Here is a 25,279-nt window from a genome sequence, read left to right on the forward strand (position 1 = left end):
TGTCTAATGAAATGACGGACATTAACCTGAGACATAAAGACGAGGACCGGGAGCTCGTGGCCCTCTGCCTGAAGGGTGATGTTGACGCATTTGAAATATTAGTGAGGAACTATCAGAAAAAAATGTTCAACATTGCATACCGCATAACAGGCAGCTTGGAAGATGCCTCTGAAGTCGTTCAGGACGCCTTTTTCTCTGCCCATAAAAACCTGAAAGACTTTCAGCAGAAGTCGCGTTTCTCTACGTGGCTGTACAGCATAACCGTAAACACCGCAAAGAACAGACTGGCTCAAACTGTTACAAGAAGGGCCCACGAGCCCCTTTCCTGTGACGACCCCCTTTACCCTGACAGCAATCAAAAGAGTATTGACCCCCCATCAGATGATCCTTCTGCACTGGACTGCCTGATAAGGAAGGACCAACAAAAGGGCGTACAGGAATGCCTCAACGGTCTTGAGCAGGATTTCAGGGAGGTGCTCATTTTGAGAGACATTCAGGGTTTTGCATACACAGAGATAGCTGATATGCTGTCCCTCGCAGAAGGCACCGTTAAATCAAGGCTCTTCAGGGCCCGCGATGCTATCAAGGGCTGTCTGAAAAAACTGCTGGGAGATTGGTAATGGACTGCGGCGATGCCAGGAAAATAATTAATGAGTATATTGATGGCAACAGCCCTTCCGGACAGCAGGCTTTGATCGAAGAGCACCTCCGGTCATGCAGGGACTGCGCAGCGTATGCAGCTGATATTAAAAAGACGATCGAAACACTTCATACACTGGATGAGATTGAGCCGCCCGCATGGCTGACCGCAAAGGTGATGAATAAAATCCGGGCAGAGGCAAGACCGAAGAAGGGATGGAGAGAATGGCTCTTTTTCCCGCTTCATATCAAACTGCCGCTTGAGGCATTTGCGGCAATACTGATAACCGTGGCTGCCGTCTTTATCTATAAGAGCATGGGGCCTGAGCTTAGGCAAATGGAGATCCAACCTCAGGCTCCTGTTGTAAAAAGCATGCCTGCTGAGCCGGAAAAAGAGCTGCAGAAGCCTGAGATACAGAAAAAAAGCATACAGCAGCCGCAGCGTCTTGAGGAAGAAGCGAAACACAAAGACAACGCCGCTAAGACTGAGACGCGTGAGCTCTCTACCCTGAAAGAAGAAAAGCCCGTTGAACAGCAAGCTCCTGCTCCGATCACCTCTGCTATTCCTGCCCCTGCTTCCTCTTTTGCGCCGGCTCCAGCCCCGCCATCTGCAATGCGGCGTGCCGAAACAGGCAAGGCAGCAGGAATGGCATCCAGAGATGAGGCGATGCAAAGGGTTGCGCCAGCAGCACCGCGTTCTGAACTCTCGGCAGAGAAGAAGGCAGCCGTTCTTACCACTATTACCTTAGCGGTCAGAGAGTTGGATACTGCGAAAAAAGAGATCGAGGCATACATTGCCAAAAGCCATGGAGAATTGAAGGTTAGCGAAGAGTCTGAGTCCCGTATCATCCTTACAATAAAGCTCGATCCTTCAAAAAACCCCAACTTCCTTGCGCACCTGGGCAGCCTCGGCAGAATAAAAGAAGACCTCAGGGTCTTATCGCTGCAGGGCGGATTATTTAAACTAATCATTGAAGAAGCATCGTCAGGGAGAGGATTCCCCCGGTAATGAAAAGACTTCTGACATGCCGGTATCATAATCTCAGCCAACATAGAAAGAGCAGAGAAAGCTACAAAGTCTGATGCAATATGTTTTTTTCGCAACAGATACTCAGCATCTTTTTTCGCTGCTTTTTTCTCTTGACCTCACGATATCATCCTGATACAGTTAATTTATTTTTGACAGGATTATGATTTCGGGGGAGGGACGAAAGCATAATTTTTGAAGTGCTAAATATAACTGATACTGTTGTTTTTGCAGGCCGTATATGAAAACGCGGTTGATCCTCAAACCAGGGCAACACGGAACCAAAAGGCTCGTTGAAAAATACGGTGATTCGCTGCTGTGCGTTCGTTTCAAGTATGATACGGAGAAGAAGCAGCGGATAAAGACAGTCGAGCTGATTGTCGAAAAGACTGAATGGACACCGCCTACGCCTCGCTATGCGGCAGACACTATTGTCTTCCTGCACATTGAAGCCTCAGACATGCCAATGCGGTTGAAAGTGAAAGAAGCAGGTGGAAGATGGAATCCGGAAAAACGGTTGTGGCTTGTGAATTACGGCAAAATCGCAGGCACACCACTGGAAAAGCATATGCAGGTATATGCTTCTTGATGGACACGTACAATGAAAAAGCATCTACAAGTATATACAAACTTCCTATCTACAGGTAGATGGAACCATATACCTGTAGATGCATCCATATATATGTATATGGAAACGTGTAACTACATAATAACTGGTTAGTTTTGGGAGACCCAGAATGTTTGAGCAAAAACTATGGGAGTTGGTACGCGAAGAGATAAGCCCCACTGATTTTGAAAAATGGGTATATGCGACCCCGGCTATCGAACAAGAACTCGGGCCAGTTGATTATTTGAAGCTTTTGGAGTGCAACTTCTCAAACATAACAGACATATTCAGTGCACTTGATTCATGGTCGGAAAAAATGTATGGATCGCCGAACGTAATTGCGTGCCATAATCATGTGGCATCGATCAGCAAAAAAGTTCTTGAGCGTGACGTTGATTTTGTCCTTGGCGTCAGAGAGATCATTGCAGCTGCACCCGAGGGAGATGCTAACTGGAATGATGATGACTGGCTGGAGTTATTGCTTATTTCCGATCATGCTGATATGTATCCAATTGGCGTTGAAAAGTCTTTGGTGAGTAAAGAACGATGGGAAAAAACTATTTTATTCGATCATCAAATGCGGCAAGAAGGCCAAGGATACTGCAATAAGATTCTGGCGCGGTACGGTAGGCCGCCGCAACAACGGGTCAGAAGTAACTATCGATGACGATTCTAACCATTCGGCTCGAGAGGGTCGCGAAAACCGCGCCCCTCAGCCGAGCCGTTATGAATATGAAAGAAAATCTATAAACGGCATAAATGATGATACAAAAAAAAGATAATAGCTCTATCACTAGGCGGCCCAACTCGACTCTGGCATTACTTCCAATATTTGTTGGCGCTGTCGTTTTTCTAGTTACTAAGGCTGCGGGGTGGGTATGGTTTTGGTCATTAGAAAGAAGAATGCCGAAAGGGGGATCTCTGCTTTCGTAGTTGGTTACGTCATCGAAGGACTATTTCAGATTATTCCTTTTGTAGCAATTACGATTATTATTAAACGCTTAGTTGAAAAAGAAGCTAGAAAAACGGAAATATTTCTAAAACTGGTATGCATGCTGATACCCGTGTCTTTTATGACGGCCTATTGGCTTTTTAACCATATTGATCCATTTGCACGGGGGCTTCTTCTCTTTATTAACTTTGGTCTCGCTCTGATTGGGCTTCTGGTCGGTACTGTCGCTGACAAAACTTTGTCGGAAAAGATATTAAAAAAATGAATAACAAAGAATTCATAACAAACGCATTGAGAGGGACGGGGTAATAAACGCGATTTGTTTCGGCATTTGCCCTACACCCCGCCCCTCATGCTGGTCGTTCCCATCCGGCGCTGCGCGCCTGATGGGAATGCGGCGGTAAGCTGTGACTGCCTGTCCTCGGCGCGCAACGCGCCTGCGGGAACCAGGCAGTCAAGACAGACCGCTTCGCGGCAGTTTACCGCCGCATTGGGCGTCACAAACGCATGAATAATCCATCCTTCACGAGAAGAGACTTTTTGATCTCCGTTGCCAGCGCTCTAGCAACGATACCTGTCTTGTCTGCCGCAAGCTCTGAAGGCGAGCCTTCTTCCGTCGCCGATATTGAGGCGAGGGTGGGCGGGCGAGTAGGCGTTTTTGCGGTGGATACGGGAAGCGGCAAGGTATTGGCGCACAGGCCGGATGAACGCTTTGCGATGTGCTCGACATTTAAGTGGGTGCTTGCAGCAGCCGTTCTTGCACAGATAGAACGTAAGTTGTTGTCACTCGACGAACGTGTTTTGTACGGACAGGCTGATCTTCTGGCCTATGCCCCTGTCACCAGCAAGCATGCTGCCGAAGGCTTCATGACCGTGAGCGATTTGACCCGTGCTGCGATTGTGGTCAGTGATAATACGGCTGCAAATCTACTGCTTTCCAAATTAGGCGGTCCATCTGTTATTACAGAGTTTGCTCGGTCGTGCGGTGATGCTGTAACACGTCTCGACAGAAACGAGCCCACGCTCAATGCCAACGAGGCAGGCGATATCCGCGACACAACCTCACCTCGGGCGATGGCTACATTAATGAGTAAGGTTCTGTGCGGAGATCGCCTTTCATCTGCATCCCGCGATCTTCTGTTGCAATGGTTGCGCGACTGCGAAACGGGCCATGATCGTTTGCGCGCGAAGCTGCCCAAGGGTTGGCTGGTGGGCGACAAGACCGGCACCGGCGAACATGGAGCAGTTAACGATGTAGCAATCGCCATTCCCCCTGGTCGTTCTCCCATCCTTATTGCGGCCTTTCTAAGTGAAGGAAGGGCGGACCGCCCGGCTTTGGTCGCCGCGCACGCCAGTATCAGTCGCCTGGTAACACATCAGTTCGCATGACGATTGTCGTGTTACGCCCAATCGGGTAGCCGGGGGTAGTTACCCCCCGGCCCCCAAACCAACCGGCGTGCGGGTCTCCTCCAGAGGACAGGCGCACGGGGTATTTCGCAGATCCTTCGACTATCTCAGGATGGCAATTGACAATGATAAACAATAGAATATACTGAAGCGTGCGGCAATGCGTTTGACGCAGATAGACGGGGCCACAAGCCTTGATGATTTACGAATTCCACCCTCGAACAGGCTGGAGGCGCTGGCACATGACCGTGCAGGTCAATGGAGCATTCGTATTAATGATCAATGGCGTGTCTGTTTCCGCTTTGAAAAAGGCGATGCGTATGATGTTGAAATCGTTGATTATCACTGAAGGAGATACAGCTATGGTTAAGAATGGTTTGCCTGCAATTCATCCAGGAGAATTCCTGGCAGAAATCTTGGGAGAGATGGGTATATCTCAGGCTGAGTTCGCTCGCACTATCGGGGTATCGCCAATGCGGATTTCGCATGTAATCAAAGGCGATCGTCCAGTGACGGCAGAGCTGGCATTGTTGTTTGGTCGTGCGTTTAACCAGACGCCGCAATACTGGCTCAATCTTCAGGCCGCTTACGATATAAAAGTCGCGAAAGCGAGTATCGGTAAGCGCCTTGCTGGTATACATGCCCTCGCACATGCGTAATCATTCGCTGCGTAATGCCCGCGAATGATTCCAACCTGCCGGTCCACAGCTGCACTTCCCGGTTCCCCGTCGCCTGCGGCGCCGGGCCGCCCCTCAAGCTAAACGTGATTCCTGCAGATTGAATGTCCTATTTCCTGTCACGCGAGCTTGCCTGTGCCCGATGTTTAGATATCGTGAGTCCTTTCCCAGAAAGATTCTGGACGAGCCAAGAGTAAGTCGGACGAAGCCGCCGGAATGACAATGAGCAGGACATTTCTTTCGTATCTTCAAATAGTCAGCCAGCCATATACATGATAGAATGAAAATATTCGGGAACTTTTTCATACGCTCCCATGTCTAAAGCTGCAGGACCACAAAACAAATTCAGAGGAGGAGCATCATGAAGAAGATTCTTTTGATAGTTATCAGTCTGTTCTGTATTATCACAACCGGATTGCCGGCGTCAGCAGAAAAGGAACCTGCGAAGCTTCCGGGGCTTTCAACGGGCATCGAGGACCAGACAGGGATTGCGATCACAATCTACAATGTCAACCTTGGGCTTGTGAAAGACACAAGGCAGTTAAAGCTCCCGAAAGGCAGCAGTGAACTGAAGTTCATGGACGTTGCATCGCAGATCATCCCGACAAGCGTGCATATCAAATCCCTTATAAACAGCGACAGCCTCGGCGTGCTTGAGCAGAATTACGAGTATGACCTCCTGAACCCCCAGAGACTGTTAGATAAATACGTAGGCAAAGAGGTGAAGCTCTATCAGAAGAACCCTTACTCTGAGCGGGAAGAGATCATTACAGCCACTCTGCTTTCGAACAACGGCGGGCCTATCTTCAAAATCAACGATGAGATAACCTTCGGTCACCCCGGGCGGATCATTTTTCCGGGCGTGCCGGAGAACCTGATCTCAAAACCGACTCTGGTATGGCTGCTCGAAAACAGCCTCACGACCATGCAGAAAGTCGAGGCATCCTATCTCACCAACGGCATAAACTGGCGCGCAGACTATGTTGTGACGCTCAATGCAAAGGACGATAAGGCAGATCTCTCGGGATGGGTGACTATTGACAACAAAAGCGGCGCAACATACAAAGATGCAAAGCTGAAACTTGTGGCCGGCGATGTTAACAGGGTGAAGGACGAAGTTGAATACAGACAAAAGCTGGGGCGCATGGCAGAGATGGCGGCCAGGCCAGCCGCACCGCAGTTCAAGGAGGAGGAGTTTTTTGAGTACCACATCTACACCCTTGAGCGTCCTTCGACCATAAAGGACAACCAGACCAAGCAGATCAGTCTGGTAAGTGCAGATTCGATACCGGTCAAAAAAGAGCTCGTCTTCCGTGGTGCAAACTATTACTACACCTCACGGTACGGTGATCCGATCACCAATCAAAAGGTAAATGTATTTGTCGAGATACAGAACAAAAAAGAACATAACCTCGGCATGCCCCTTCCCAAAGGTACGGTGCGGGTGTACAAGCACGACTCTGAGGGAAGCCTGCAGTTCGTGGGCGAGGACTCGATAGACCATACGCCAAAGGACGAAAAGATCAGGGTCAAGCTTGGCGATGCCTTCGACGTTGTCGGCACACGCAAGCAGATGGACTGGAAGAAGCTCGCCTCAGATACGTATGAGGCAAGCTTTGAGATATCGCTGAGGAACCACAAAAAGGAAGATATCGTGGTTAAGGTTATTGAGCCGATTCCGGGCGACTGGACCATGCTCAGTTCTTCTCATGAATATACAAAGGCAACAGCGTTTACGGCTGAGTTCAATATCCCTGTGCCAAAGGACAAGGAAGTGAAGCTCACCTATAGAGTGAAAATGAGATACTGACAAAGAGAGAGATACCGGTCATGTAATAAATAATGCGAGGGAGTGTCTTTCAAGGCACTCTCTTATCGCTAAAGCAGTTATTGCGGTAAACCGTTAAAGCGTGTTCAAATAAGCAATGAGGCTCTGCACTTCAATATCCGACAGATAGGAAAATGACGGCATGTCCTTAAACGGACTTCTGAGCTGCGAAGCGATATTTTCCGGGATGGCAGGCTTTCCGCTTACAGGCAGACGGGGGTTTTTTAGGATACCCTTATGACCCGGGCCGGTCAATGCCTTGTTGCTGAAGGGATCATGGCAGAAGGTGCATTTGTCTTCATAGAGTTCCTTTCCCTTCCTGATGCTTTCAGGATCGATCTTTGCGATCATGCCTGACTGTTCAGTGACAGCTGCAGTTCCCTTCCCGGCTGATCCGGCAACAGGGATTGCTTTACCGAACTTCGTAATCAGGAGGTAATATCCGGCAGAAGTGCTGATCATACAGACGCTGACAAAGGCCAGGATAAGGCCTGCGGTCTGAAGTCTTGCATAGAACTGCTTATACCATACAACCACAAGGACTTTAAAGCAGAGGATGGTCAGAACCGAGACCGCAAACACGGTATGGAAGATTGCCCTGACCGAAGGCTCAGTCTTCGTCCTAACAAGAAAACCGACGCAGAGATAGGTCAGTCCAAGGCAGAAAATGAGATAAAGAATGCCGTTTGCCTGATGCAATTTCCTGAGACTGTTCCGGCTGAACTTCTGCTCAGCCCTGCCGAACATCTCAAAGGCAGTAAAAATACCCGCAAGTGCCGATGCGAAAACAACCAGAGAGAGAAGAGATTTCAGAAGAAAAAACGGCATGACTCTCCTTCAAGCAACAAAACAGGTAAAGGACAGGGAAGGTTACGGGCATACATACCGGCCCTATTGCCCTCTCTCTGCCTTTACCCGCAGTTTCTATTTAGTAACCACCCGCTGCCTTCTTGGCCGGAGCCTTATCAGCTGGTTTCTCTGCTGCCTTCAAAGACTTGATATACGCAACCATGTCCTGCATCTCTGCAGACTTCAGATCAATGGCCTTGCCCTTGTTAGCTGCCACAATACATGCATTAACAGCCTCTTCCAGACTTTTCTGGGTTTTACCCATGATCTTGAACTCTTTTTTGTCAGCAGCCTTGCCCATGTCCTTACCGTTTGCATGGCAGTCATTGCAGGACTTGGAACCACCCGCAAATTTCTTGTCATTAAAAAGCGCCTTCCCTTTTACTGCATCACCCGCTGCAAAGGCAAACGAAAAAACCAGTCCAAGCACAACCAGAGAAAGCATCACAATCTTCGCAATCTTCATTATTTCTTCACCTCCCTTCGAATTACACGTTGTTCGTAGTTTACTACTCACCTCGGAAGGGTGCAACATATTTTCGAAGCAGGTCCTGTTTCTTGATTCCCTGTTCTTTTGATATAATGTTTGTATACTTCTAAACTATTTCGACAGACGGAGGAACCATGATCTCAAATGCTGTTGCAACCGCAATCAAGATGGAAACAGACGCCATTGCGTTTTATGAAGAGTCTGCCAATAGAGCTCACCATGCCTTTGGCAAGGAGATGTTCAGGGGCTTCGTAAAGGACGAGAAGAGGCATTTGGCCATGCTTCAGAACCTGTTCAAGGGTCTCGGACTTACGGAGAATTTCGCCAGCCCAAGGGAGGAGATCAAGACCGTTTTCAGCATGCTCAGGGACCAGATGATGCAGAGGGCAGAGGCCATTCAGAGCGAGATGGATGCGCTCAAGATCGCGCTTGAGATGGAAAAAGCAGGTTTTGATTTTTATCAAAAGGCCGCAGCCAACGCTCCTTCGCCGGAGGAAAAGAAACTTTTCGAGCGCCTTACGATTGAAGAGAACGACCATTTTTCTATACTCAATGAAACCTATACATTTCTTGAGAATACCGGTCAGTGGTTCATGTATGAAGAGAGAGGAATACTTGAAGGATAATCAGGATAAGGAGATTAAATCATGAAAGCTGTTCAGATAAAGCCGGATATCTATTGGGTTGGAGCAATCGACTGGGGGGTTCGTGACTTTCACGGCTATATAACCCCAAACGGCACGACCTACAATAACTACCTGATCGTTGACAGGGACATCACCCTCATTGACACGGTGAAACACGATTTTTCGGAGATCACGGTCGACAATATTAAAAGTATTATAGACCCATCACAGATAAAGAATCTCGTGATTAATCATATCGAACCTGATCACGTAAGCAGCATCGACAAGATCATGGATCTTTGCCCAAACGCGATGATCTACATCACGGACAAGGGGAAAAAGGGGCTTGACCGGCATTTTGATACATCAAAGTGGCAGTTTACGATTGTCAAGACCGGTGATACCCTCAGCACCGGAAAATATACGATCACGTTCCTCGAAACACCGATGCTGCACTGGCCGGACTCCAGGATGAGGTATATTAAAGAGGCAAAGCTCCTTCTCTCCCAGGACGCCTTTGGCCAGCACCTCGCAACCGCAGCCCGTTTTGATGATGAGTTTGTTGAATGCGCCTCACACTCGGATCTTTATGAAGCAGTAGTCGAGTATTATGCAAATATCCTGATGCCGTTTGGCAACCTCATCAAGAATAAAATCGCGGAAGTCCAGAAACTGGGACTTGATTTTGATATGATCGCTCCTGACCACGGCGTCATCTGGAGGGGAGCACCCGGAAAGGTCATTCAGGACTACCTTGACATGGCAAACGGCAAGGCAGCACTCAGAGTCGCTGTCATTTACGATACGATGTGGCACAGCACCGAACATATGACGTACCCTCTCATGCAGGGCATCCAGGACGCCGGCGTTGACTGCAAGATCATAAAGCTGCGGGCAACACCGATGAGCGTTGCGATCAAGGAGTTCTGGAAATCGCGCGGCTGCCTCATCGGCACTCCGACGCTGAACAATATCATGTTCCCGTCAGTTGCCGAATTTCTTACCCACCTTCGCGGCCTCAGACCAAAAAACCGCATTACAGGCGCTTTCGGAAGCTTTGGATGGGGAGGCGGCGCCGTGAAGGATGCATACGAAGATTTCAAGCGCATGGGTCTTGAAATCGTAGAGCCGGGCATTCAAGTCCAATACAGACCGTCGGCTGCCGATGATGAGGCGTGTTATGAGTTTGGAAAAGCATTTGCCCAAAAGGTAAAAGAATACCATTCGAAATTCTAGGTACTCAGGGTCTGCGAGAGGGAAGGCATGAGGACCTTCCCTCCTCCGCAATTCATCCAGCTTTATCCAACGATCCGCTGCAACCAGAGCTGCTCCTTCTGCTTTAATGCCTCAGTCGAATATCGAAAGGACCTTACGCCTGAAGATGCGCTAAACCTTCTCGATATCATGATGGATCTCGGCATACATAACCTTGACATTATGGGGGGTGAGCCGTTTCTGCTGCATTGGATGCCATCATTTATCCACGAGGCAGTCAACCGAGGGATCGTGGTGAATGTCAGCACCAATGGCAGCTTACCGGAAGTCATGGAAGCGTTCAGGGGACTAAATCATGAAAAGATCAATATCGGCATTTCACTTGAAGGCAGCACTGCTCATACGCACAACGGTCTGACCAGTGCAGCGCATTTTGAAAGGGCGGTATCAAGTATCAGCACACTTGTTTCGATGGGGTTGAACCCGGTCGTTAAAACCGTTGTAACCAAAGCAACCCTGCCCGACATTCAGCCCATTATACACCTGCTGCATACCATGGGCGTCAAACGCTATTACCTGATCCATATGGATCTTCTCTCAAAAAATGACAGCTCTCACCAGTCAGCCATCAGTTACCCGGATTTTCTGGATTTTTATTATGCGGTCAGATCTGCCAACAGAACCCTTGAGATAAACAGGGTAAATGCCTCGTGCTTTGAGAAGGGGTCTCTGGCAAAAGGCGTGCGCTGTGCAGGCGGTGTGCGAAAACTGGCAGTCATGCCGGATGGCTCGGTCTATCCCTGCAACCTGTTTCTGCATGCCCCTGAATTCAATCTCGGCAATATTTTCACCGATAAATTCACGACAATATGGAGCAGCCCAAAGCTCCGCTATTTTAGAACATTCGGGGGAAACAGCTGCAGGCTGAAGGCCTGCTCAAATTATGCGTCCTGCACCGGTGGATGCCCTGCACATGCCTTTTTTCATGGCAGGGGACTGCAGGGCACAGACATACGATGCACGGACAGGACTATTCCGTGATCTTCTTCCACCTTCTGTGGATCCAGAGCCAATCCGAAGGATATTTTTTTATGTATTCTTCTACCGGTTTTGAAAAGTTGATCGTATCGAGAAGAAGAGCGGTATCATTGTCATCGGTTGCAACCAGGGGAATCTCCTCCTGAATCTCGATATGATGCCCCTGCTCTGTTCTCCTGATAAAAAGCGGCAAAACAGCAGCTCCCGTCTTCCGGGCGATAACTGCAGGCGTTTTCATGGCATAGGCATTTTTACCGAGAAAATGAATGATAATGCCCTCAGATTTTACAACACTTTGATCCACAAGTAAGGCCACCGACTCGTTCTTCTTCAGTGATATGAGGAGCTGCTTGAGGGCTCCCTTTTTATAGATGATGCGGTTTCCATATTTTTCCCGTGTTCTTACGATAAACCTGTCTATGTATTCATTGTTCTGCTTTCTGGCAATGATACTGGCCCTGTCGACATTCATGGAAAGATAAGCAGCCATCAGCTCCCAGTTGCCGCAATGGCCCGTAATAAACATGATGCCCTTCCCCTTTTTTTGAGCCTTTCTGAAGTTCTCAACACCGGTCAGTTCGACCGTTCTGAATAGGGGGGCAGCAAACCCGTAATAGATTTTGTTCACTTCAACGACAAACCTGCCGAGATTCCGGAAATTGCGGCGGATTACCGCACGAGGATCTTCACTGAGGGTGATAGCTCCGCGCTCAATGGCAGCACGGAGGTTGTCGATTGCAATTGCTCTCCTGCTCTTCCAGAGCAGGTATATAAGCATACCAAGAAGATCTCCGACCCGGAGAGAAAGCCGGTAGGGCAGAACAGCAAAAGGGAACGTAGCAAGCACAAGAAATGAAAACAGAATAAATTGACGAACCCTTTTCATTTCCCGTTTTCTTCTTTGTCCTTATCTTTCTGATCGTCCTTCTTGTCTCTCTCCTTGAAGGCCTGCGCGATCTCTTCAAACCGTTTCATGACAAGGTGGCTGAGCGTTCCTTCGGGCCAAGTCCCATCATCGTTTAGTGCTCCCATCGCCATACCGGTAAAGAGCTCAATCCCTTCCTCCACCCGGTTGATAGCGTAAATGCTGAACTTGCCCTCCTTTACCGCATCAACGACTTCTGTTTTGAGCATGAGGTTATGCACATTTTTTTGCGGAATAACAACACCATGGGTCGCGTCAAGACCGCGCACCTTGCAGAGATCAAAGAAACCCTCAATCTTCTCATTGACCCCTCCGATAGGCTGCACATCGCCATGCTGGTCCATGGAGCCGGTAATCGCAAGATTCTGCCTCAGAGGAACACCGGCAAGACTGCTCAGAATGACATAAAGCTCTGCACAGGATGCACTGTCACCCTCGACCATATCATAAAGCTGTTCAAAGGTTATGGATGCAGAAAAACTGATCGGCTTTTTCGCCGCATACGTACTGGAGATGTAGCTGCTGATGATCAGGATCGCCTTTTCATGGATCTTGCCGCTCATCTTCGTCTCGCGTTCAATATTGACAACGCCGGCCTTGCCGGTAAAGGTCTTTGCCGTAATCCTCGAAGGTTTGCCGAACATATAATCACCCATGTCCAGCACTGCCAGTCCATTAATCTGTCCGATCTTTTCGCCCTTCGTATCAACGATGATAGATCCCTCAACGATCATTTCCTGGATACGGTCCTCGATTCTGCTGTTCCTGTAGACCTTCTCCTGAAGCGCCATTTCAACATGCCCGTCCTGAACAACAGGACTCCCGGCCTTCTTTGCCCAGTAGTTCGACTCCCTGATGAGGTCCGTCACCTCGCTGAACTGGGATGACAGTTTCTTCTGATGGCCGGCCAGGCGGGCACCGTATTCAACAACTTTGGAAACACCAGAGCGGTCAAAGGGCAGCGTCTTTTCTTTTTTCGATGTGCTTGCGATAAAGGCGGCATATTTCTGGACCGTCTCCGCATTGCTGTTCATCCTGCTGTCAAAATCAGCCTTAACTTTGAAAAGTTCGCGGTATTCGTCATCTGCGTTATGAAGCAGGTAATACAGATACGGCGTCCCCACAAGAATGACCTTTACCTGCAGCGGGATCGCCTCAGGCCGCAGCGTCGTGGTCGAAATCATCCGGTATTGTTCCCATATGTCTTCGATACGAACTTCTCCATTGCGTATCGCCCTCTTCAAGGCGTCATAGGAGAACATGTTGCGGAGGAGATCAAGCGCATTAATTACGATGTACCCGCCATTGGCCTTATGGAGCGAGCCGGCCTTGATCATCGAGAAGTCCGTGGAGGCAACACCGTATTGGAACTTGTATTCAAGTCTGCCCAAAAGGTTGAAGTAGGTCGGATTGCTCTCGTAGATACAGGGCGCGCCCGAAGTCTCCTTATTGTTGACCAGGACATTTACTGCGTACCGGGTAAAGGTCGGCTCACTCTTTGGCGCACGCATGAACGGCAGAGGCGGTGTCTGCTCCTCCTGTCCCTTAAAATCATCGAGATGCTCCAGAATATCCTCGGTCATCTCGGAAAGATAGGCGAATATCTTCTCCTGGGATTCGTATTTATGCTTCAGGTCATCCGTCATATGACCAACCACGGAAAGTGCTGCCTCGCGTTCAAGTTTGGCAAGGAGAATTTTGAGGTTCTTCTCCGCATCCCGCACTTCACGCACAACGTCGTTCAGCCTTTCCTGGAGCGCCTTTCCGATCTCGTCTATCTTCGCCTTTATCGGCTCATCAAGAGCCTCATATTCTTCTTCGGTCAGCGGTTCTCCGGTCTTCTTTATTGGCACGATCATAAGGCCGCTTACGCTCTTACGGATCGAAAAACCCTTGGACTTGGCATCTTCATCAAGTGCCGAGAAATATTCTTTCTGCTTCTGCTGAAATGCCTCGATCGTCTGGTTCCTCTGCTTTTCGTATTCTTTGGATTCAAATATCTTCGGAATTTCGAGTCTCAGCGTTTTAACAAGCTCTTCCATGTCTTTATGAAACAGCGATGCCATGCCGGGTGGCAATGAAATGGCAAGAGGCACATCAGTATCCTTAAAATTATAGACATAGCACCAGTCAAGCGGCACCGGCTCATCAGCCGCCTTCTTGCTGAGAAAAGCCTTAATGGTGGTCATCTTTCCTGTGCCGTTTTCGCCCAGCAGAAAAATGTTGAACCCGCTGTTTTCAAGGTTCAAGCCAAAGTCGATAGCCCGCAGCGCGCGTTCCTGACCAATCGTCTCAATCGCTTCAGGGAGTTCGTCCGTAGTATTGAACGCAAAGACGGAAGGGTCGCAACAGTGGTAGAGTTCTTCAATAGTGAGCGGTTTTAACATGCCGTCCTCCAAGGATACCCCTCACCCACCCCTCTCCCCAAGGGGGCGAGGGATAATAAGTTTCCCTCCCTTGAGGGGAGGGAATAAGGGAGGGTGATATTTTCATAACCCATAGCAAGTTTTAGCGACAGAAGGGAAAAAGCTTATTTCTTCCTCAAAGCGATCTTGTTCAGGGCATTGATGTACGCCTTGGCAGCAGCAACGATAATATCCGTGTCAGCGCCCTGGCCTCGTGCATTCTTGCCGTTTTCTTCAAGGGTAACCACAACTTCGCCTAACGCGTCGGTGCCGCCGGTGATTCCCTTTACTTCGAATTTCAGAAGATTGCTCTTTGTCTTCGTCATGCCGACAATCGCTTTGTATGTCGCATCTACAGGACCGTCGCCTTTGGCCGTCTTCTGGACAGACCGGCCCCGTATCTTCATTTTAACTGTTGACTTCGGAACCACTCCCATACCACTGGCCACCTTCAGGTCCATCAGCCTGAATACCGCAGGGATCTTCGAAAACTCCTCGGTCACAAGGGTTTCAATGTCCTCGTCAAAAATCTCTTTCTTCTGGTCTGCCAGATGCTTGAACTTCACAAAAGCACTCTCAATATCTTCCGGCGCCAGGTCATAGCCGAGTTCGTGGAGGCGGCTCTTGAAAGCATGACGTCCCGAATGTTTGCCAAGGATCAATTCTGTCTGTTTCAGGCCGATATCTTCGGGCCTCATGATCTCGTAGGTCATCTTTTCCTTGAGCAGTCCGTCCTGATGGATGCCTGATTCATGGGCAAAGGCATTTGCGCCGACAATCGCCTTGTTAGCCTGGACATGCATGCCGGTAATTCTGGTCAGCAGTCTGCTTGTCCTGATGATCTCTTTTGTATTGATATTCGTCGTAGCCTTATAGAAGTCCTTCCTTGTGGCGAGATTCATCACAACTTCTTCCATGGAGCAGTTGCCGGCGCGCTCGCCAATACCGTTGATCGTGCATTCAACCTGCCCTGCGCCGTTACGAATCGCCGCAAGCGAGTTGGCCACCGCAAGACCAAGGTCATTGTGACAGTGCACGGCTATAACTGCACTGTTGCCGATCTTCTCTTTAATCGCCTTGATCATGGCTCCGAACTCTGTCGGCGTGGTGTAGCCGACCGTATCGGGTATATTCACGGTCGAAGCGCCGGCTTCGATTACGGCCTGGACAACATCGATAAGATACGGAAGCTCTGTGCGCGTTGCGTCCATAGGAGAAAACTCGATATCCTCCGCAAGACTTCTTGCAAGCCTGACCATGGCGACCGAACGCTTGAGCGCCTCCTCGCGGCTTACCCGAAACTGATATTTCAGGTGGATATCAGAGGTCGAATGAAACGTATGGATGCGATGCCTAGGCGCATCTTTGACCGCTTCCCAGGCCCTCCTGATATCTTCCTCTTTTGCCCGGGCCAGTCCGGCAATTATGGTGCCCTGCACTTCATTGGCAATACGCTTGACTGCAGCGAAGTCACCTGGGGAGGCTATCGGAAATCCGGCCTCAATGACATCGACTCCGAGTTTAACCAGCTGTTTTGCCATCGAAATCTTTTCGTCGACGTTCATCGAACAGCCTGGTGACTGCTCTCCATCGCGAAGGGTCGTATCGAATATCCTGATCGTTCTCATCATTGCACTCCTGTTGATCCTGGTGGTTGTTCCTGCTTCTGCCTCTGCCTTCTTATAAAGAGAATGCTATTTTCAATTATACCCCAAAAGAGGTACACCATCGCAAAAACAAAAATTGCCGTGGACGGGTGAATCAGCATCACAAACAGGATCATCACAAAAACAATGAGCATCCAGAAGGGCTTCTTCTCCTTGAAGTCCACTTCTTTTATCCCGTGGTATCTGAGCGTGCTGACCATCAGGAGCGCTAAAAAAATCGTAAGCAGGAGATATATGACATGCTTGCCGGGAATACCGTCCCAATGCACATAATAAAAGATTATTACGGAGGAAAGGATAGATGCAGCTCCGGGGATCGGCATACCCTTGAAGGCCTTTGAACCAGGGTTTCCGGTCTGGACGTTAAATCGCGCAAGTCTGAGCGCTCCGCAGGCAACGAACAGGAATGCAGCGGCCCAGCCAAGCCTGCCATAGGACATGAGCGCCCATTTATACATCATGACGGAAGGTGCGACCCCAAACGCGACCAGATCGGACAGTGAGTCAAGTTCAACGCCGAACCGGGTAGTCGTGTTTGTCATCCGGGCAATCCAGCCGTCCAGTCCGTCAAAGATATTAGCAAGAAGTATCGCCCAGGCAGCGTAAAGAAAATTGTCGTTTATGGCAGACATGATGGCATAGAAGCCACAGAACATGCCGCAGAGCGTAAGGGTGTTCGGAAGAAGATATACACCCTTTTTCGGCTGCTTTTCGCCGTGCTGTTTATGTACTGCTTCCATGACTGCTACCCCCTGAAATCTCGCCGAGGACCGTCTCTCCGGCCTTGACCATATCACCCAGCCTGATCTTTATCAGCGTATCCTTTGGAAGATAGATATCAACCCTTGAACTGAACTTAATCAGTCCATAGCGCTCCCCCCGCCGCAAGCTGTCTCCCTCAGTCTTCCTGCAGACAGCCCTGCGGGCAACAAAACCCGCAACCTGCCTCAGCAATAGATCTCCGTATTGCGTTTCATACACCATATCTATATGCTCGTTCTGCAGCGAGGCCTCGTCCTTATAGGCAGCGAGGAATTTTCCCTTCACATGCTGAACGTTCTTTACCCTGCCGTCGCAGGGCACGCGGTTCACATGCACATTAAAAGGGGACATGAATATGCTTATCTGCTTTACGTCGGCATGGAGATGCTCATTCTCAAACAGGTCCTTTATAACAATGATTTTCCCGTCAGCAGGCGCAACAAAGACATTGTTCCCTTCAGTCACGGAACGCTCGGGATCTCTGAAGAAATAGAACATGAAAAGGGTCAGGAAAACGGGAATGACAGCAATGCCGGGTCCGCCGATCCAGAACAGAATTCCGGAGACGGCAGCAAAGAAGATAATGAACGGATAGCCTTCAGAAGCGAATTTCATGGTATCAAGAAGCAGTGGCCAGGGTTGGAGCTCTTATTCCCCCAACTCTGGCCACCGCAAAATTAGGCCTTTGACTTATCGACCAGTTTGCCCTTCTTGAGCCAGGGCATCATGGAACGGAGTTTGCCTCCAACCTCTTCGATCTGGTGCTCTTCGCCTTTCCGGGTAAGCGCATTAAAGGTAGGTTTGTTCGCCCTGCACTCAAGCATCCATTCCTTTGCGAAAACGCCGTCCTGGATCTCGGTGAGGATCTTCTTCATCTCTTTCTTTGTATCCTCCGTAACCACCCTGGGGCCGCGGGTAAGGTCGCCATACTGAGCGGTATTGCTGATCGAATAGCGCATATTGGATATGCCTCCCTCGTAAATGAGGTCTACGATAAGCTTCACCTCATGCAGGCACTCGAAATACGCCATCTCAGGGGCATAGCCCGCCTCGACCAGTGTCTCAAAACCTGCCTGGATGAGAGAGGTAACGCCGCCGCAGAGCACTGCCTGCTCGCCAAAAAGGTCAGTTTCTGTTTCTTCCTTGAACGTCGTCTCAATGATGCCGGCCCTGCCGCCGCCGTTAGCAGAGGCATACGCAAGGGCAATGCTCTTGGTATTCTTGGAAGGGTCCTGATGGACTGCGATCAGACAGGGGACGCCGCTGCCTCTGGAATATTCTGCCCTGACCAGATGCCCCGGTCCCTTCGGTGCTGCCATGAAGACATTCACATGCGCAGGCGGCACGATCTGGCCGAAATGGATATTGAAGCCGTGGGCAAATGCAAGGTAGACGCCCTTCTTCATATTAGGCGCAATTTCGTTATTATAGATGTCAGCCTGATATTCATCAGGGAGCAGGATCATAATCACATCGGCGATCTTTGCCGCATCTGCAGGGGTCATCACCTTGAAACCGGCAGCCTTTGCCTTGTCCCAGCTTGAGCCTTTCCTTACGCCGATGGTTACATCCATGCCGCTTTCTTTCAGGTTGTTCGCGTGAGCATGCCCCTGACTGCCATATCCCATGATAACGATCTTCTTTTTCTTCAGCACTCCAGGATTTGCATCTTTATCGTAATAAACTTTTATCATACTTCCTCCTTAAGATTTTTCTTTATGGTTTGGTGAGTTAGAGCCCATATTATAGAATAAATACGCGGATTTTTCTATTTGCCGAATTATCGCGGCAATTGCGTCTTCAGTTCAGAGATTCTTTTATTCATTACTGGATGGATTTTTTCCGGTGCGATCTCCATAAGAGGCACCAGCACAAAATCTCTTTCATGCCGATGAGGATGAGGAATCTTCAGATCAGCCGAGTCAATGATCCTGTCGTCATACAAAAGGATATCAAGATCAATGACGCGTGGCCCCCAGTGTGCAGTCTTTTCTCTGCCCATCGCTCTCTCTATGTTTTTCAGGAGAAGGAGAAATTCTTCAGGTCCAAGATCTGTCCCGGCCTCAATCGCAAGGTTGATAAAATGCGGCTGTTCCGTTACGCCCCAGGGCTCTGTCTCGATCATGGAGGACTGCTTAGTAACCTTAACGCCGCGGTTTTTAAGCAGTCTGATTGCCTCCAGACAGTTTTCCTGCCTGTTGCCGAGATTCGATCCTATGCCGATAAAGACAATCGACACTGCCGGTTACAAAACCTTCCGTATCCTCTCAACCGCCTCTTTCATGCGCGCAGCAGGGACAGTCAATGCAAACCGTATATATCCTTCTCCGGGGGCACCGAAACCGTTGCCGGGTGTGCCTAACACTCCAGCCTTATCGAGCAGATGCGCAACAAAGGACGAGGAATTATATCCCTGAGGAACTTTCGTCCAGAGATAAAAGGACGCCTTTGGCTTGATCACTTCCATGCCGAGGTCTTTGAGCCCTGCATAGAGCACATCTCTTCTTTCCTGATACGTGTCCCTGATTTCGGCAAGAACATTATCATCAGTCTGCAGCGCCGCGATCGAGGCCTCCTGCACTGCCTGGAACACGCCTGAGTCAAGGTTCGACTTGATCTTGCCAAGACCGGCTATCACATCCTTATGGCCGACCGCAAAGCCAATCCTCCAGCCGGTCATGTTATAGGTCTTCGAAAGGGAATGCATCTCAATGCCGACTTCCTTTGCTCCGTCCAACTCCATAAAGCTCATCGGCTTTTCATTGTCAAAGTAGATCTCGCTGTATGCAGCATCGTGACAGACGATGATATCATGTTTCCCGGCAAGCTCTATCACCTCTTCGTAGAACTTCCGCGGCGCACAGGCAGATGTCGGATTATTCGGATAGTTGATGTACATAAGCCGGGCCCTTTTAAGGATTTCGGCAGGAATTGATTTGAGGTCAGGCAGAAAATTATTCTTTTCGACAAGGGGCATTATATAGCTCTCGCCGCCGGCAAAAAGGGTGCCTACCGGATAGACCGGGTACCCAGGAGACGGGACAAGAACCACATCTCCCGGCTCCACAAAGGCAAGCGGAATATGACCGATGCCTTCCTTTGACCCGATCAGGGAGAGCACCTCGGTCCTTGCATCGAGGTCAACATTAAAACGCTGCTTATACCATGCAGCAACAGCCTCGCGAAAGGAGAGCATTCCCTCATACGATGGATACCGGTGATGCTCAGGATTCTCGACCGCTCTTTTCATGGCGTCAACAATATGCTTTGGCGTAGGCATGTCAGGGTCGCCGATGCTGAGGTCTATCAGGTCAACACCCTTTGCCCTTGCCTCCTGTTTCATCTTGTCTATGGTGGCAAAAAGATAGGGCGGAATACTCTTCACTCGTGATGCAAGCTTAACGGTAATGCTCGGTTTCAAGGGTCCCTCCGGTATATATAAGGTCTGGTTTTTCGGTACAGGATTATAGCAGAAACGTCAGGCAAGTAACTAACGTCCTTTGAAAAGAGGTTTCTTCTTTTTGATGAAGGCGCTGGTCCCTTCCTTGAAATCATCGGCAGATGCGATCAGCCCAAAGTAGTCGGCACCGAGCCGGGCTGATTCATCCAGGGACATATCCAGACCCCTGTGCATCGCTTCCCAGGTCATCCTGACCGCAAGAGGAGCCTGCGCAAGAATCTCCTGCAGAAGAGCTTCTGTCTCTGCAATCAGCTCTTCAGGTTCCGCAACCCTGTTTACAAGCCCGAATTCCAAAGCCTCCTGCGAGCTGATCATCTTGCCTGTCAGAAGCATCTCTGCAGCACGACCTTTGCCGATCAGGCGGGAAAGACGTGTCGTGCCTCCCCATCCAGCTACGGCACCTATGCGCACTTCAGGATGTCCAAGCCTGGCAGTATTGACCGCTACCCTGAGGGTGCAGGCCTCGGCGAGTTCAAGGCCGCCGCCAAGGGCATAACCGTTGATAGCGGCTATAACCGGCTTGCCCAGATTCTCTATCCGGGCGTATGTTTTTACGGCGAGTTGAGCGAGGGCCCGTATTTCGAGGGGATCAGCAGAACTGAAAAATCCAATATCAGCACCGGCAGAAAAAGCCTTTTGTCCTGCACCTGTGATAATTACTGCCCGGACAGAGTCGTCCGTCCTTACAGAATCAAGGAGATGCCCGAGCCGTTCGAGCATCTCCCTGTTGATCGTATTAAGCACGTCAGGCCGGTTAAGAACAAGATAGGCAATGCCTGACTTCCTTCTTAACAGAACTGTCAACCGTTGTTTATGCTTTACCATCCATACGCCTCAGTATACGTCTTTATGCTGCCCAACAATAGCTCAGCCCAAAACCGTCACGCTGCTCGCCTGAGGACCTTTGGCTCCCAGTTCCTCGGCAAAACGCACTTTCATGCCGATTTTGAGCTTCTCAAAACCCTTATTCAGCACACTGTTTTCGTGGAAATAAACCTCGCTGCCATCAACCTTGGCAAGAAAACCATACCCCTTATCAAGAAAGAGGGAAGCGATCTTGCCATGAGGAGCCTCATCGTGGTGCTTCACTTCCCTGCGCTGCTGGGCAACGAATTCCTCGATCTTACGTTTTGCGGCATTGAAGGAATCCCTGACGGCCACATACAGGTCTTCATTCGGTTCACGCTTTATTACAATCTCGCTGCCCGGCACTTTAAGGTCGATATTGACATTGTATAGTCTGCCGTCATGTGAATGACGATGAGGAGCTTCAACAACAACTCTGCATTTGATGATCTGATCGCAAAAGTTTTCGAGCTTTTCAACCTTCTCTGTAATCTCCGCCTTGATTGCATCTGTGAGTTCAAAATCCCGCGCCGTGATCTGCAATGAAAGCTTCATAACCTGTCCTCCATCAATATATATTTACGGTCCTTCTGATTTCATACTATCAGGCAAAGCAGGGCATGTCAACGATTGACGCACTCTCTGGAGCAGGCTACAATAGAGATATGAAACAGGCATTTATAAAGTGGATTATGAATACCATCGCGATCATGCTCGCGGTCAAATTTGTGCCGGGCATTATCTATTCCGGCCAGTGGTGGGGCATCCTGATCGTGGGGGTCCTCTTCGGTCTGGTAAACACATTCCTGCGGCCTTTTATCAAGCTTTTTACCTTTCCCCTGCTCATCCTTTCGCTGGGACTCTTCACCTTTGTGATCAATGCAATGATGCTCAGCATCACGTCATGGCTTTCCGGCCAGTTCCAGCTCGGGTTTCATGTTGACGGATTTAAGCCTGCATTTTGGGGAGCACTCGTCATAAGCATTGCGAGCATGGTCCTCGGCTGCCTCATGCCCTCAGAGGAAGATAAGAAATAGTCCTTTCGGAACAGATTGATCAACAGCCAGACTGTTAAACGTGAGAACGCTTCTGCCTAACCCTGCTTTTTCTGATCTGCGGCTTCCTGGCCTTACCTGAGGTACGTTTGACCTTTGAAGCGTCATAGTCCGCGCTGGTTATATAGACGACAGGCTCTTCGAGGTGGTTGATCACGCGCGCACCGAGGGCCATCAGATTCGCGGTCTCACTCCATAAAAGTACGCGAACCGGCTCGCCCAGCAGGGCGACAATGAGAGTACAGCTTCCTCAGTCTCGAGCACTGACAAAGCAGTGCCGCGCATCTCTGGTGTACCCGGTCTTGCCCAGTATGAGGTCCTGATCAGACCAGAGCAGATGGTTCGTATTACTGATCTTCTTTGTTCTGCCATCGACAGTCGATATTTCAGCGACACGTGTTCCGAGGATTTCCTGCAGCAGGGGATGCCTGAGCGCCTCCCGCATGATCTGAGCCAGCTCCAAAGCCGTTGTATACTGACCGGGCCCTGGAAGACCGTTTGGGTTAATGAACCGGGTATTGTACAGACCGAGAGAAGCCGCCTTCATGTTCATAAGTTCTACAAAACCCTCTTCAGAGCCTGCCACAGCCTCGGCTAATGCAACGGCAGCATCATTTGCTGATCTGATCAGTGCCGCATGGAGCAATGCCTTGATCGTTAAGGTAAAGCCAGGCCGGAGTCCTACCTTCGTGGGAGGTGCGGCAGCTGCCCGCGCGCTCACCGTGACTATATCATCGGGACGCATCCTGTCGAGCACCACCAGCGCAGTCATCAGTTTCGTCGTGCTTGCGGGAAAAAGCCTGAGTTCGGGATTCTTTGCGAAGAGAACCCTGCCTGTTCCAGCCTCCATTACGACCGCTCCCCTCGCCTTTATCTCTTCTCCGAAGGCCGTGGAAACAGATAGCAAAAGGCAGAACGCCAGGGACAAAAAGGCGGAAAGAACTGATGCAGTGATTTTTTTTATCTCGGTTATATGTCTCATAGTCAAAAGTCTTACAATTAATTTCATCGGCATCTTCCCGTTGATACGCACTATATAAAGTGTACCCATTTCATACAGTGAATTGCAATAAAATGCCGATAACCCGAGCTAAAATAATTATGGCATCAATGCTATATAATCCGTGAGCTATAATCTGCAAAATGAATAAAGATAATTAGAAAAAAAACAGTGTGCAGAGAAAAATAAATAACGCTGCATAGCTCAAAAAATCTCAGTTACCCTGTTATCCCCATTACGGAGGGCATTTACCGCAGACTGAGGCAAAGAGCGTGGTGCTCAGATAGCGGTCACCGCGGTCAGGGAGAATGACGACTATGATACCTTTCTTCAACTGCTCAGCCATTCTCAGGGCTCCGAACATTGCAGCGCCGCTGCTCATGCCGACGAATAGCCCTTCCTTGACCGCGAGCTTGCGGGTAGTCTCAAAGGCGTCCTCGTCATTCACATTGATCTTCTCGTCTATTGCCGAACTGTTATAGATCTTCGGCACAATAGATTCCTGCATGTTCTTCAGCCCCTGAATGCGGTGGCCCAGAAGCGGCTCCACACCCACGATCCTGATATTTTTATTGAACTCCTTCAGCCTCCGGCCAGCTCCCATGATCGTACCGGTCGTGCCCATGCCGGAGACAAACATATCCAGTTTGCCGCCTGTCTGCTCAATAATCTCTTTACCGGTTGTCTCGTAATGCGCCCTGATGTTTGAGTTATTGTCGAACTGGTTCGGCATGAAATAGTCCTTCGGATGCTCACTGACTATCTTGCGCGCAAGGCGTATCGCTCCGTCAGTGCCTTCGTTGCCCGGGCTGAGCAGAAGCTCCGCACCAAAGGCCTCGAGCACTTTCCTCCGTTCAAGGCTCACACACTCAGGCATCACCAGTTTCACCCGGTACCCTTTTGCTGCGCCGACCATGGCAAGGCCTATACCCGTATTGCCAGAGGTCGCCTCAAGAATCGTGTCGCCTTTTTTAATCAGGCCGGCATCTTCGGCGTCCTTTATCATGTAATGGGCGATCCGGTCCTTGACCGAGCCTCCAGGGTTGTTGCCTTCAAGCTTTGCGAAAATTTCCACTTCCGGCATAGGATTGATCACCTCAATCTTTACCAGAGGCGTGTTGCCGATGCAGTCGATGACGCTCATTTCCCCCCCGATATCTCTTTAAGGTTTTCACAGGCATTTTTATTGCCCTGCTCGCAGGCATACTTAAAATCAGCCATTGCCTTGTTCAGATACGCAATACCCCGGGACATATAGGCGTTGCTGTCGCTCGGCTTCAGCGAAAGCACCTTATTGTAATCCTCGATCGCAAGGTCATATTTGCCCATTCCGCGGTACGCTATGCCGCGATTGTAGTATGCCTCGACAAGCTTGGGGCTCAGAACAAGCACCTTTGAAAAGTCATTGATCGACCTTTCGTAATCGCCCTTTCTCAAATATGCCAGGCCACGGCTATTCAGCGCGTCCGCCCGCTCGGACCGGTCCGACACAACCCGGCTGAAATCGCTTATTGCCTCGTCGTATTTCCCTTTTTTGTAAAAAGCCGTGGCCCGACTGTAATATGCCTCGATCAAATCAGGATATCGCTCGATCACCCTGTTATAGTCCTTAATTGCCGCGTCGTAATTGCCTTCATTAAAGCTTTCGTTGGCCCTGTCATAGACCGTCTGGATCTCCTGATCAGCGGCAAAGGCGAGCGAGGCAACGCTCAGGGTCAGGCAGATAATAATTGTAATATATAGTTTCATGGTCGCTCCGTTTAGCGCAGGAATAAATTTGATTATAACAGAACAACTGATATTT

29 protein-coding genes are annotated in these 25,279 nt (G+C 49.6%); 13 read left to right on the forward strand and 16 right to left on the reverse strand.

The annotated features are described in order from the left end of the window. Positions 1 to 11: 11 nt before the first annotated feature. The 9 genes from HZB31_13875 (at position 12) to HZB31_13915 (ending at position 7,119) form a co-directional block, all read left to right on the forward strand. Complete coding sequence (locus HZB31_13875) at positions 12 to 620, forward strand: sigma-70 family RNA polymerase sigma factor (protein MBI5849009.1); 609 nt, start codon at positions 12 to 14, stop codon at positions 618 to 620. Beyond that, complete coding sequence (locus tag HZB31_13880) at positions 620 to 1,648, forward strand: zf-HC2 domain-containing protein (GenBank protein ID MBI5849010.1); 1,029 nt, start codon at positions 620 to 622, stop codon at positions 1,646 to 1,648. The genes HZB31_13875 and HZB31_13880 overlap by 1 nt, the downstream gene beginning before the upstream one ends. A gap of 259 nt (positions 1,649 to 1,907) precedes the next feature. After that, on the forward strand, positions 1,908 to 2,255 hold the full coding sequence (locus HZB31_13885; GenBank protein ID MBI5849011.1) for a hypothetical protein: 348 nt from the start codon (positions 1,908 to 1,910) through the stop codon (positions 2,253 to 2,255). Between the two features lie 148 nt (positions 2,256 to 2,403). Then, positions 2,404 to 2,940: a hypothetical protein gene (locus tag HZB31_13890; protein MBI5849012.1), complete on the forward strand. Its 537-nt coding sequence runs from the start codon at positions 2,404 to 2,406 to the stop codon at positions 2,938 to 2,940. Between the two features lie 205 nt (positions 2,941 to 3,145). Beyond that, positions 3,146 to 3,490 carry a hypothetical protein gene (locus HZB31_13895; protein ID MBI5849013.1) on the forward strand — a complete coding sequence of 115 codons (345 nt, stop codon included), beginning with the start codon at positions 3,146 to 3,148 and terminating at the stop codon, positions 3,488 to 3,490. 242 nt (positions 3,491 to 3,732) lie between these two features. Beyond that, positions 3,733 to 4,614, forward strand: a complete 882-nt coding sequence (gene bla / locus HZB31_13900; protein MBI5849014.1) for a class A beta-lactamase — start codon at positions 3,733 to 3,735, stop codon at positions 4,612 to 4,614. A 178-nt stretch (positions 4,615 to 4,792) separates the two neighbouring features. Beyond that, the gene (locus HZB31_13905) at positions 4,793 to 4,981 is read left to right on the forward strand and encodes a type II toxin-antitoxin system RelE/ParE family toxin (GenBank protein MBI5849015.1); all 189 of its coding nucleotides are present in this window, start codon (positions 4,793 to 4,795) and stop codon (positions 4,979 to 4,981) included. A 13-nt stretch (positions 4,982 to 4,994) separates the two neighbouring features. Then, positions 4,995 to 5,291 carry a HigA family addiction module antidote protein gene (locus HZB31_13910; GenBank protein MBI5849016.1) on the forward strand — a complete coding sequence of 99 codons (297 nt, stop codon included), beginning with the start codon at positions 4,995 to 4,997 and terminating at the stop codon, positions 5,289 to 5,291. Between the two features lie 379 nt (positions 5,292 to 5,670). Next, positions 5,671 to 7,119, forward strand: coding sequence for a DUF4139 domain-containing protein (locus tag HZB31_13915; protein MBI5849017.1), 1,449 nt, complete (start codon positions 5,671 to 5,673; stop codon positions 7,117 to 7,119). 93 nt (positions 7,120 to 7,212) lie between these two features. Here HZB31_13915 and HZB31_13920 read toward each other — a convergent pair whose 3' ends face one another. Both HZB31_13920 and HZB31_13925 read right to left on the reverse strand, forming a co-directional pair. Beyond that, positions 7,213 to 7,965 carry a cytochrome c gene (locus HZB31_13920; protein ID MBI5849018.1) on the reverse strand — a complete coding sequence of 251 codons (753 nt, stop codon included), beginning with the start codon at positions 7,963 to 7,965 and terminating at the stop codon, positions 7,213 to 7,215. 100 nt (positions 7,966 to 8,065) lie between these two features. Then, on the reverse strand, positions 8,066 to 8,452 hold the full coding sequence (locus HZB31_13925; GenBank protein MBI5849019.1) for a hypothetical protein: 387 nt from the start codon (positions 8,450 to 8,452) through the stop codon (positions 8,066 to 8,068). Between the two features lie 158 nt (positions 8,453 to 8,610). Here HZB31_13925 and HZB31_13930 point away from each other — a divergent pair, with 158 nt between their 5' ends. From HZB31_13930 to HZB31_13940, 3 genes are read left to right on the forward strand one after another with little or no spacing between them, the layout of a single operon-like run. Continuing rightward, positions 8,611 to 9,102 (forward strand): ferritin family protein, encoded by a 492-nt coding sequence (locus HZB31_13930; protein ID MBI5849020.1) that lies wholly within the window; start codon positions 8,611 to 8,613, stop codon positions 9,100 to 9,102. A 21-nt stretch (positions 9,103 to 9,123) separates the two neighbouring features. Beyond that, positions 9,124 to 10,338, forward strand: a complete 1,215-nt coding sequence (locus HZB31_13935) for an FprA family A-type flavoprotein (protein ID MBI5849021.1) — start codon at positions 9,124 to 9,126, stop codon at positions 10,336 to 10,338. A gap of 27 nt (positions 10,339 to 10,365) precedes the next feature. Then, positions 10,366 to 11,358, forward strand: coding sequence for a radical SAM protein (locus HZB31_13940; GenBank protein MBI5849022.1), 993 nt, complete (start codon positions 10,366 to 10,368; stop codon positions 11,356 to 11,358). Here HZB31_13940 and HZB31_13945 read toward each other — a convergent pair. From HZB31_13945 to raiA, 10 genes are all read right to left on the reverse strand, one after another. Next, the gene (locus tag HZB31_13945) at positions 11,348 to 12,241 is read right to left on the reverse strand and encodes a lysophospholipid acyltransferase family protein (GenBank protein MBI5849023.1); all 894 of its coding nucleotides are present in this window, start codon (positions 12,239 to 12,241) and stop codon (positions 11,348 to 11,350) included. The two genes, HZB31_13940 and HZB31_13945, sit on opposite strands and share 11 nt — an antisense overlap. Further along, entirely contained in the window at positions 12,238 to 14,667 is a 2,430-nt protein-coding gene (locus HZB31_13950) for an AAA family ATPase (protein MBI5849024.1), read from the reverse strand. Before HZB31_13950 ends, HZB31_13945 begins: the two co-directional genes overlap by 4 nt. A gap of 143 nt (positions 14,668 to 14,810) precedes the next feature. After that, positions 14,811 to 16,313 (reverse strand): 2-isopropylmalate synthase, encoded by a 1,503-nt coding sequence (locus HZB31_13955; protein MBI5849025.1) that lies wholly within the window; start codon positions 16,311 to 16,313, stop codon positions 14,811 to 14,813. Further along, positions 16,313 to 17,092, reverse strand: a complete 780-nt coding sequence (gene pssA, locus HZB31_13960) for a CDP-diacylglycerol--serine O-phosphatidyltransferase (GenBank protein ID MBI5849026.1) — start codon at positions 17,090 to 17,092, stop codon at positions 16,313 to 16,315. The genes HZB31_13955 and pssA overlap by 1 nt, the downstream gene beginning before the upstream one ends. After that, positions 17,076 to 17,729 (reverse strand): phosphatidylserine decarboxylase family protein, encoded by a 654-nt coding sequence (locus HZB31_13965; GenBank protein MBI5849027.1) that lies wholly within the window; start codon positions 17,727 to 17,729, stop codon positions 17,076 to 17,078. The genes pssA and HZB31_13965 overlap by 17 nt, the downstream gene beginning before the upstream one ends. A gap of 62 nt (positions 17,730 to 17,791) precedes the next feature. Beyond that, complete coding sequence (gene ilvC / locus HZB31_13970; GenBank protein MBI5849028.1) at positions 17,792 to 18,805, reverse strand: ketol-acid reductoisomerase; 1,014 nt, start codon at positions 18,803 to 18,805, stop codon at positions 17,792 to 17,794. Positions 18,806 to 18,894: 89 nt separating this feature from the next. Then, on the reverse strand, positions 18,895 to 19,353 hold the full coding sequence (gene folK, locus HZB31_13975) for a 2-amino-4-hydroxy-6-hydroxymethyldihydropteridine diphosphokinase (protein MBI5849029.1): 459 nt from the start codon (positions 19,351 to 19,353) through the stop codon (positions 18,895 to 18,897). 6 nt (positions 19,354 to 19,359) lie between these two features. After that, positions 19,360 to 20,523, reverse strand: a complete 1,164-nt coding sequence (locus tag HZB31_13980; protein ID MBI5849030.1) for an LL-diaminopimelate aminotransferase — start codon at positions 20,521 to 20,523, stop codon at positions 19,360 to 19,362. Positions 20,524 to 20,604: 81 nt separating this feature from the next. After that, entirely contained in the window at positions 20,605 to 21,399 is a 795-nt protein-coding gene (locus HZB31_13985; protein ID MBI5849031.1) for an enoyl-CoA hydratase/isomerase family protein, read from the reverse strand. Positions 21,400 to 21,441: 42 nt separating this feature from the next. Next, positions 21,442 to 21,975, reverse strand: coding sequence for a ribosome-associated translation inhibitor RaiA (gene raiA / locus HZB31_13990; GenBank protein ID MBI5849032.1), 534 nt, complete (start codon positions 21,973 to 21,975; stop codon positions 21,442 to 21,444). Positions 21,976 to 22,085: 110 nt separating this feature from the next. On the opposite strand from raiA, the gene HZB31_13995 reads away from it, so the two are divergent. After that, entirely contained in the window at positions 22,086 to 22,457 is a 372-nt protein-coding gene (locus tag HZB31_13995) for a phage holin family protein (protein ID MBI5849033.1), read from the forward strand. Positions 22,458 to 22,491: 34 nt separating this feature from the next. Here the strand turns inward: HZB31_13995 and HZB31_14000 are convergent, their stop codons facing one another. The 4 genes from HZB31_14000 to HZB31_14015 all read right to left on the reverse strand — a co-directional run bounded on the left by HZB31_14000 (position 22,492) and on the right by HZB31_14015 (position 25,224). Beyond that, the gene (locus tag HZB31_14000; protein MBI5849034.1) at positions 22,492 to 22,650 is read right to left on the reverse strand and encodes a hypothetical protein; all 159 of its coding nucleotides are present in this window, start codon (positions 22,648 to 22,650) and stop codon (positions 22,492 to 22,494) included. Between the two features lie 75 nt (positions 22,651 to 22,725). Continuing rightward, positions 22,726 to 23,484, reverse strand: coding sequence for a D-alanyl-D-alanine carboxypeptidase (locus tag HZB31_14005; GenBank protein ID MBI5849035.1), 759 nt, complete (start codon positions 23,482 to 23,484; stop codon positions 22,726 to 22,728). Between the two features lie 226 nt (positions 23,485 to 23,710). Next, a complete protein-coding gene (gene cysK / locus HZB31_14010; protein MBI5849036.1) occupies positions 23,711 to 24,619 on the reverse strand; it encodes a cysteine synthase A in 909 nt (302 codons plus the stop codon). Further along, complete coding sequence (locus tag HZB31_14015; GenBank protein ID MBI5849037.1) at positions 24,616 to 25,224, reverse strand: tetratricopeptide repeat protein; 609 nt, start codon at positions 25,222 to 25,224, stop codon at positions 24,616 to 24,618. The genes cysK and HZB31_14015 overlap by 4 nt, the downstream gene beginning before the upstream one ends. Between the last annotated feature and the right edge of the window lie 55 nt (positions 25,225 to 25,279).

The sequence above is a fragment of the Nitrospirota bacterium genome, from assembly GCA_016235245.1.
Classification (GTDB): domain Bacteria; phylum Nitrospirota; class Thermodesulfovibrionia; order Thermodesulfovibrionales; family UBA6898; genus UBA6898.

Coding starts and splice junctions, on each gene's coding strand:
- bla (MBI5849014.1), top strand. CDS start 3,733: ATGAATAATCCATCCTTCACGAGAAGAGACTTTTTGATCTCCGTTGCC.
- HZB31_13875 (MBI5849009.1), top strand. CDS start 12: ATGACGGACATTAACCTGAGACATAAAGACGAGGACCGGGAGCTCGTG.
- HZB31_13910 (MBI5849016.1), top strand. CDS start 4,995: ATGGTTAAGAATGGTTTGCCTGCAATTCATCCAGGAGAATTCCTGGCA.
- HZB31_14000 (MBI5849034.1), bottom strand. CDS start 22,650: ATGGCCCTCGGTGCGCGCGTGATCAACCACCTCGAAGAGCCTGTCGTC.
- cysK (MBI5849036.1), bottom strand. CDS start 24,619: ATGAGCGTCATCGACTGCATCGGCAACACGCCTCTGGTAAAGATTGAG.
- HZB31_13995 (MBI5849033.1), top strand. CDS start 22,086: ATGAAACAGGCATTTATAAAGTGGATTATGAATACCATCGCGATCATG.
- pssA (MBI5849026.1), bottom strand. CDS start 17,092: ATGGAAGCAGTACATAAACAGCACGGCGAAAAGCAGCCGAAAAAGGGT.
- HZB31_13985 (MBI5849031.1), bottom strand. CDS start 21,399: ATGGTAAAGCATAAACAACGGTTGACAGTTCTGTTAAGAAGGAAGTCA.
- HZB31_13880 (MBI5849010.1), top strand. CDS start 620: ATGGACTGCGGCGATGCCAGGAAAATAATTAATGAGTATATTGATGGC.
- HZB31_14015 (MBI5849037.1), bottom strand. CDS start 25,224: ATGAAACTATATATTACAATTATTATCTGCCTGACCCTGAGCGTTGCC.
- HZB31_13930 (MBI5849020.1), top strand. CDS start 8,611: ATGATCTCAAATGCTGTTGCAACCGCAATCAAGATGGAAACAGACGCC.
- HZB31_13920 (MBI5849018.1), bottom strand. CDS start 7,965: ATGCCGTTTTTTCTTCTGAAATCTCTTCTCTCTCTGGTTGTTTTCGCA.
- HZB31_13935 (MBI5849021.1), top strand. CDS start 9,124: ATGAAAGCTGTTCAGATAAAGCCGGATATCTATTGGGTTGGAGCAATC.
- HZB31_13940 (MBI5849022.1), top strand. CDS start 10,366: ATGAGGACCTTCCCTCCTCCGCAATTCATCCAGCTTTATCCAACGATC.
- HZB31_13915 (MBI5849017.1), top strand. CDS start 5,671: ATGAAGAAGATTCTTTTGATAGTTATCAGTCTGTTCTGTATTATCACA.
- HZB31_14005 (MBI5849035.1), bottom strand. CDS start 23,484: ATGAAATTAATTGTAAGACTTTTGACTATGAGACATATAACCGAGATA.
- HZB31_13925 (MBI5849019.1), bottom strand. CDS start 8,452: ATGAAGATTGCGAAGATTGTGATGCTTTCTCTGGTTGTGCTTGGACTG.
- HZB31_13955 (MBI5849025.1), bottom strand. CDS start 16,313: ATGAGAACGATCAGGATATTCGATACGACCCTTCGCGATGGAGAGCAG.
- HZB31_13950 (MBI5849024.1), bottom strand. CDS start 14,667: ATGTTAAAACCGCTCACTATTGAAGAACTCTACCACTGTTGCGACCCT.
- HZB31_13945 (MBI5849023.1), bottom strand. CDS start 12,241: ATGAAAAGGGTTCGTCAATTTATTCTGTTTTCATTTCTTGTGCTTGCT.
- HZB31_13885 (MBI5849011.1), top strand. CDS start 1,908: ATGAAAACGCGGTTGATCCTCAAACCAGGGCAACACGGAACCAAAAGG.
- raiA (MBI5849032.1), bottom strand. CDS start 21,975: ATGAAGCTTTCATTGCAGATCACGGCGCGGGATTTTGAACTCACAGAT.
- HZB31_13905 (MBI5849015.1), top strand. CDS start 4,793: ATGCGTTTGACGCAGATAGACGGGGCCACAAGCCTTGATGATTTACGA.
- HZB31_13890 (MBI5849012.1), top strand. CDS start 2,404: ATGTTTGAGCAAAAACTATGGGAGTTGGTACGCGAAGAGATAAGCCCC.
- HZB31_13965 (MBI5849027.1), bottom strand. CDS start 17,729: ATGAAATTCGCTTCTGAAGGCTATCCGTTCATTATCTTCTTTGCTGCC.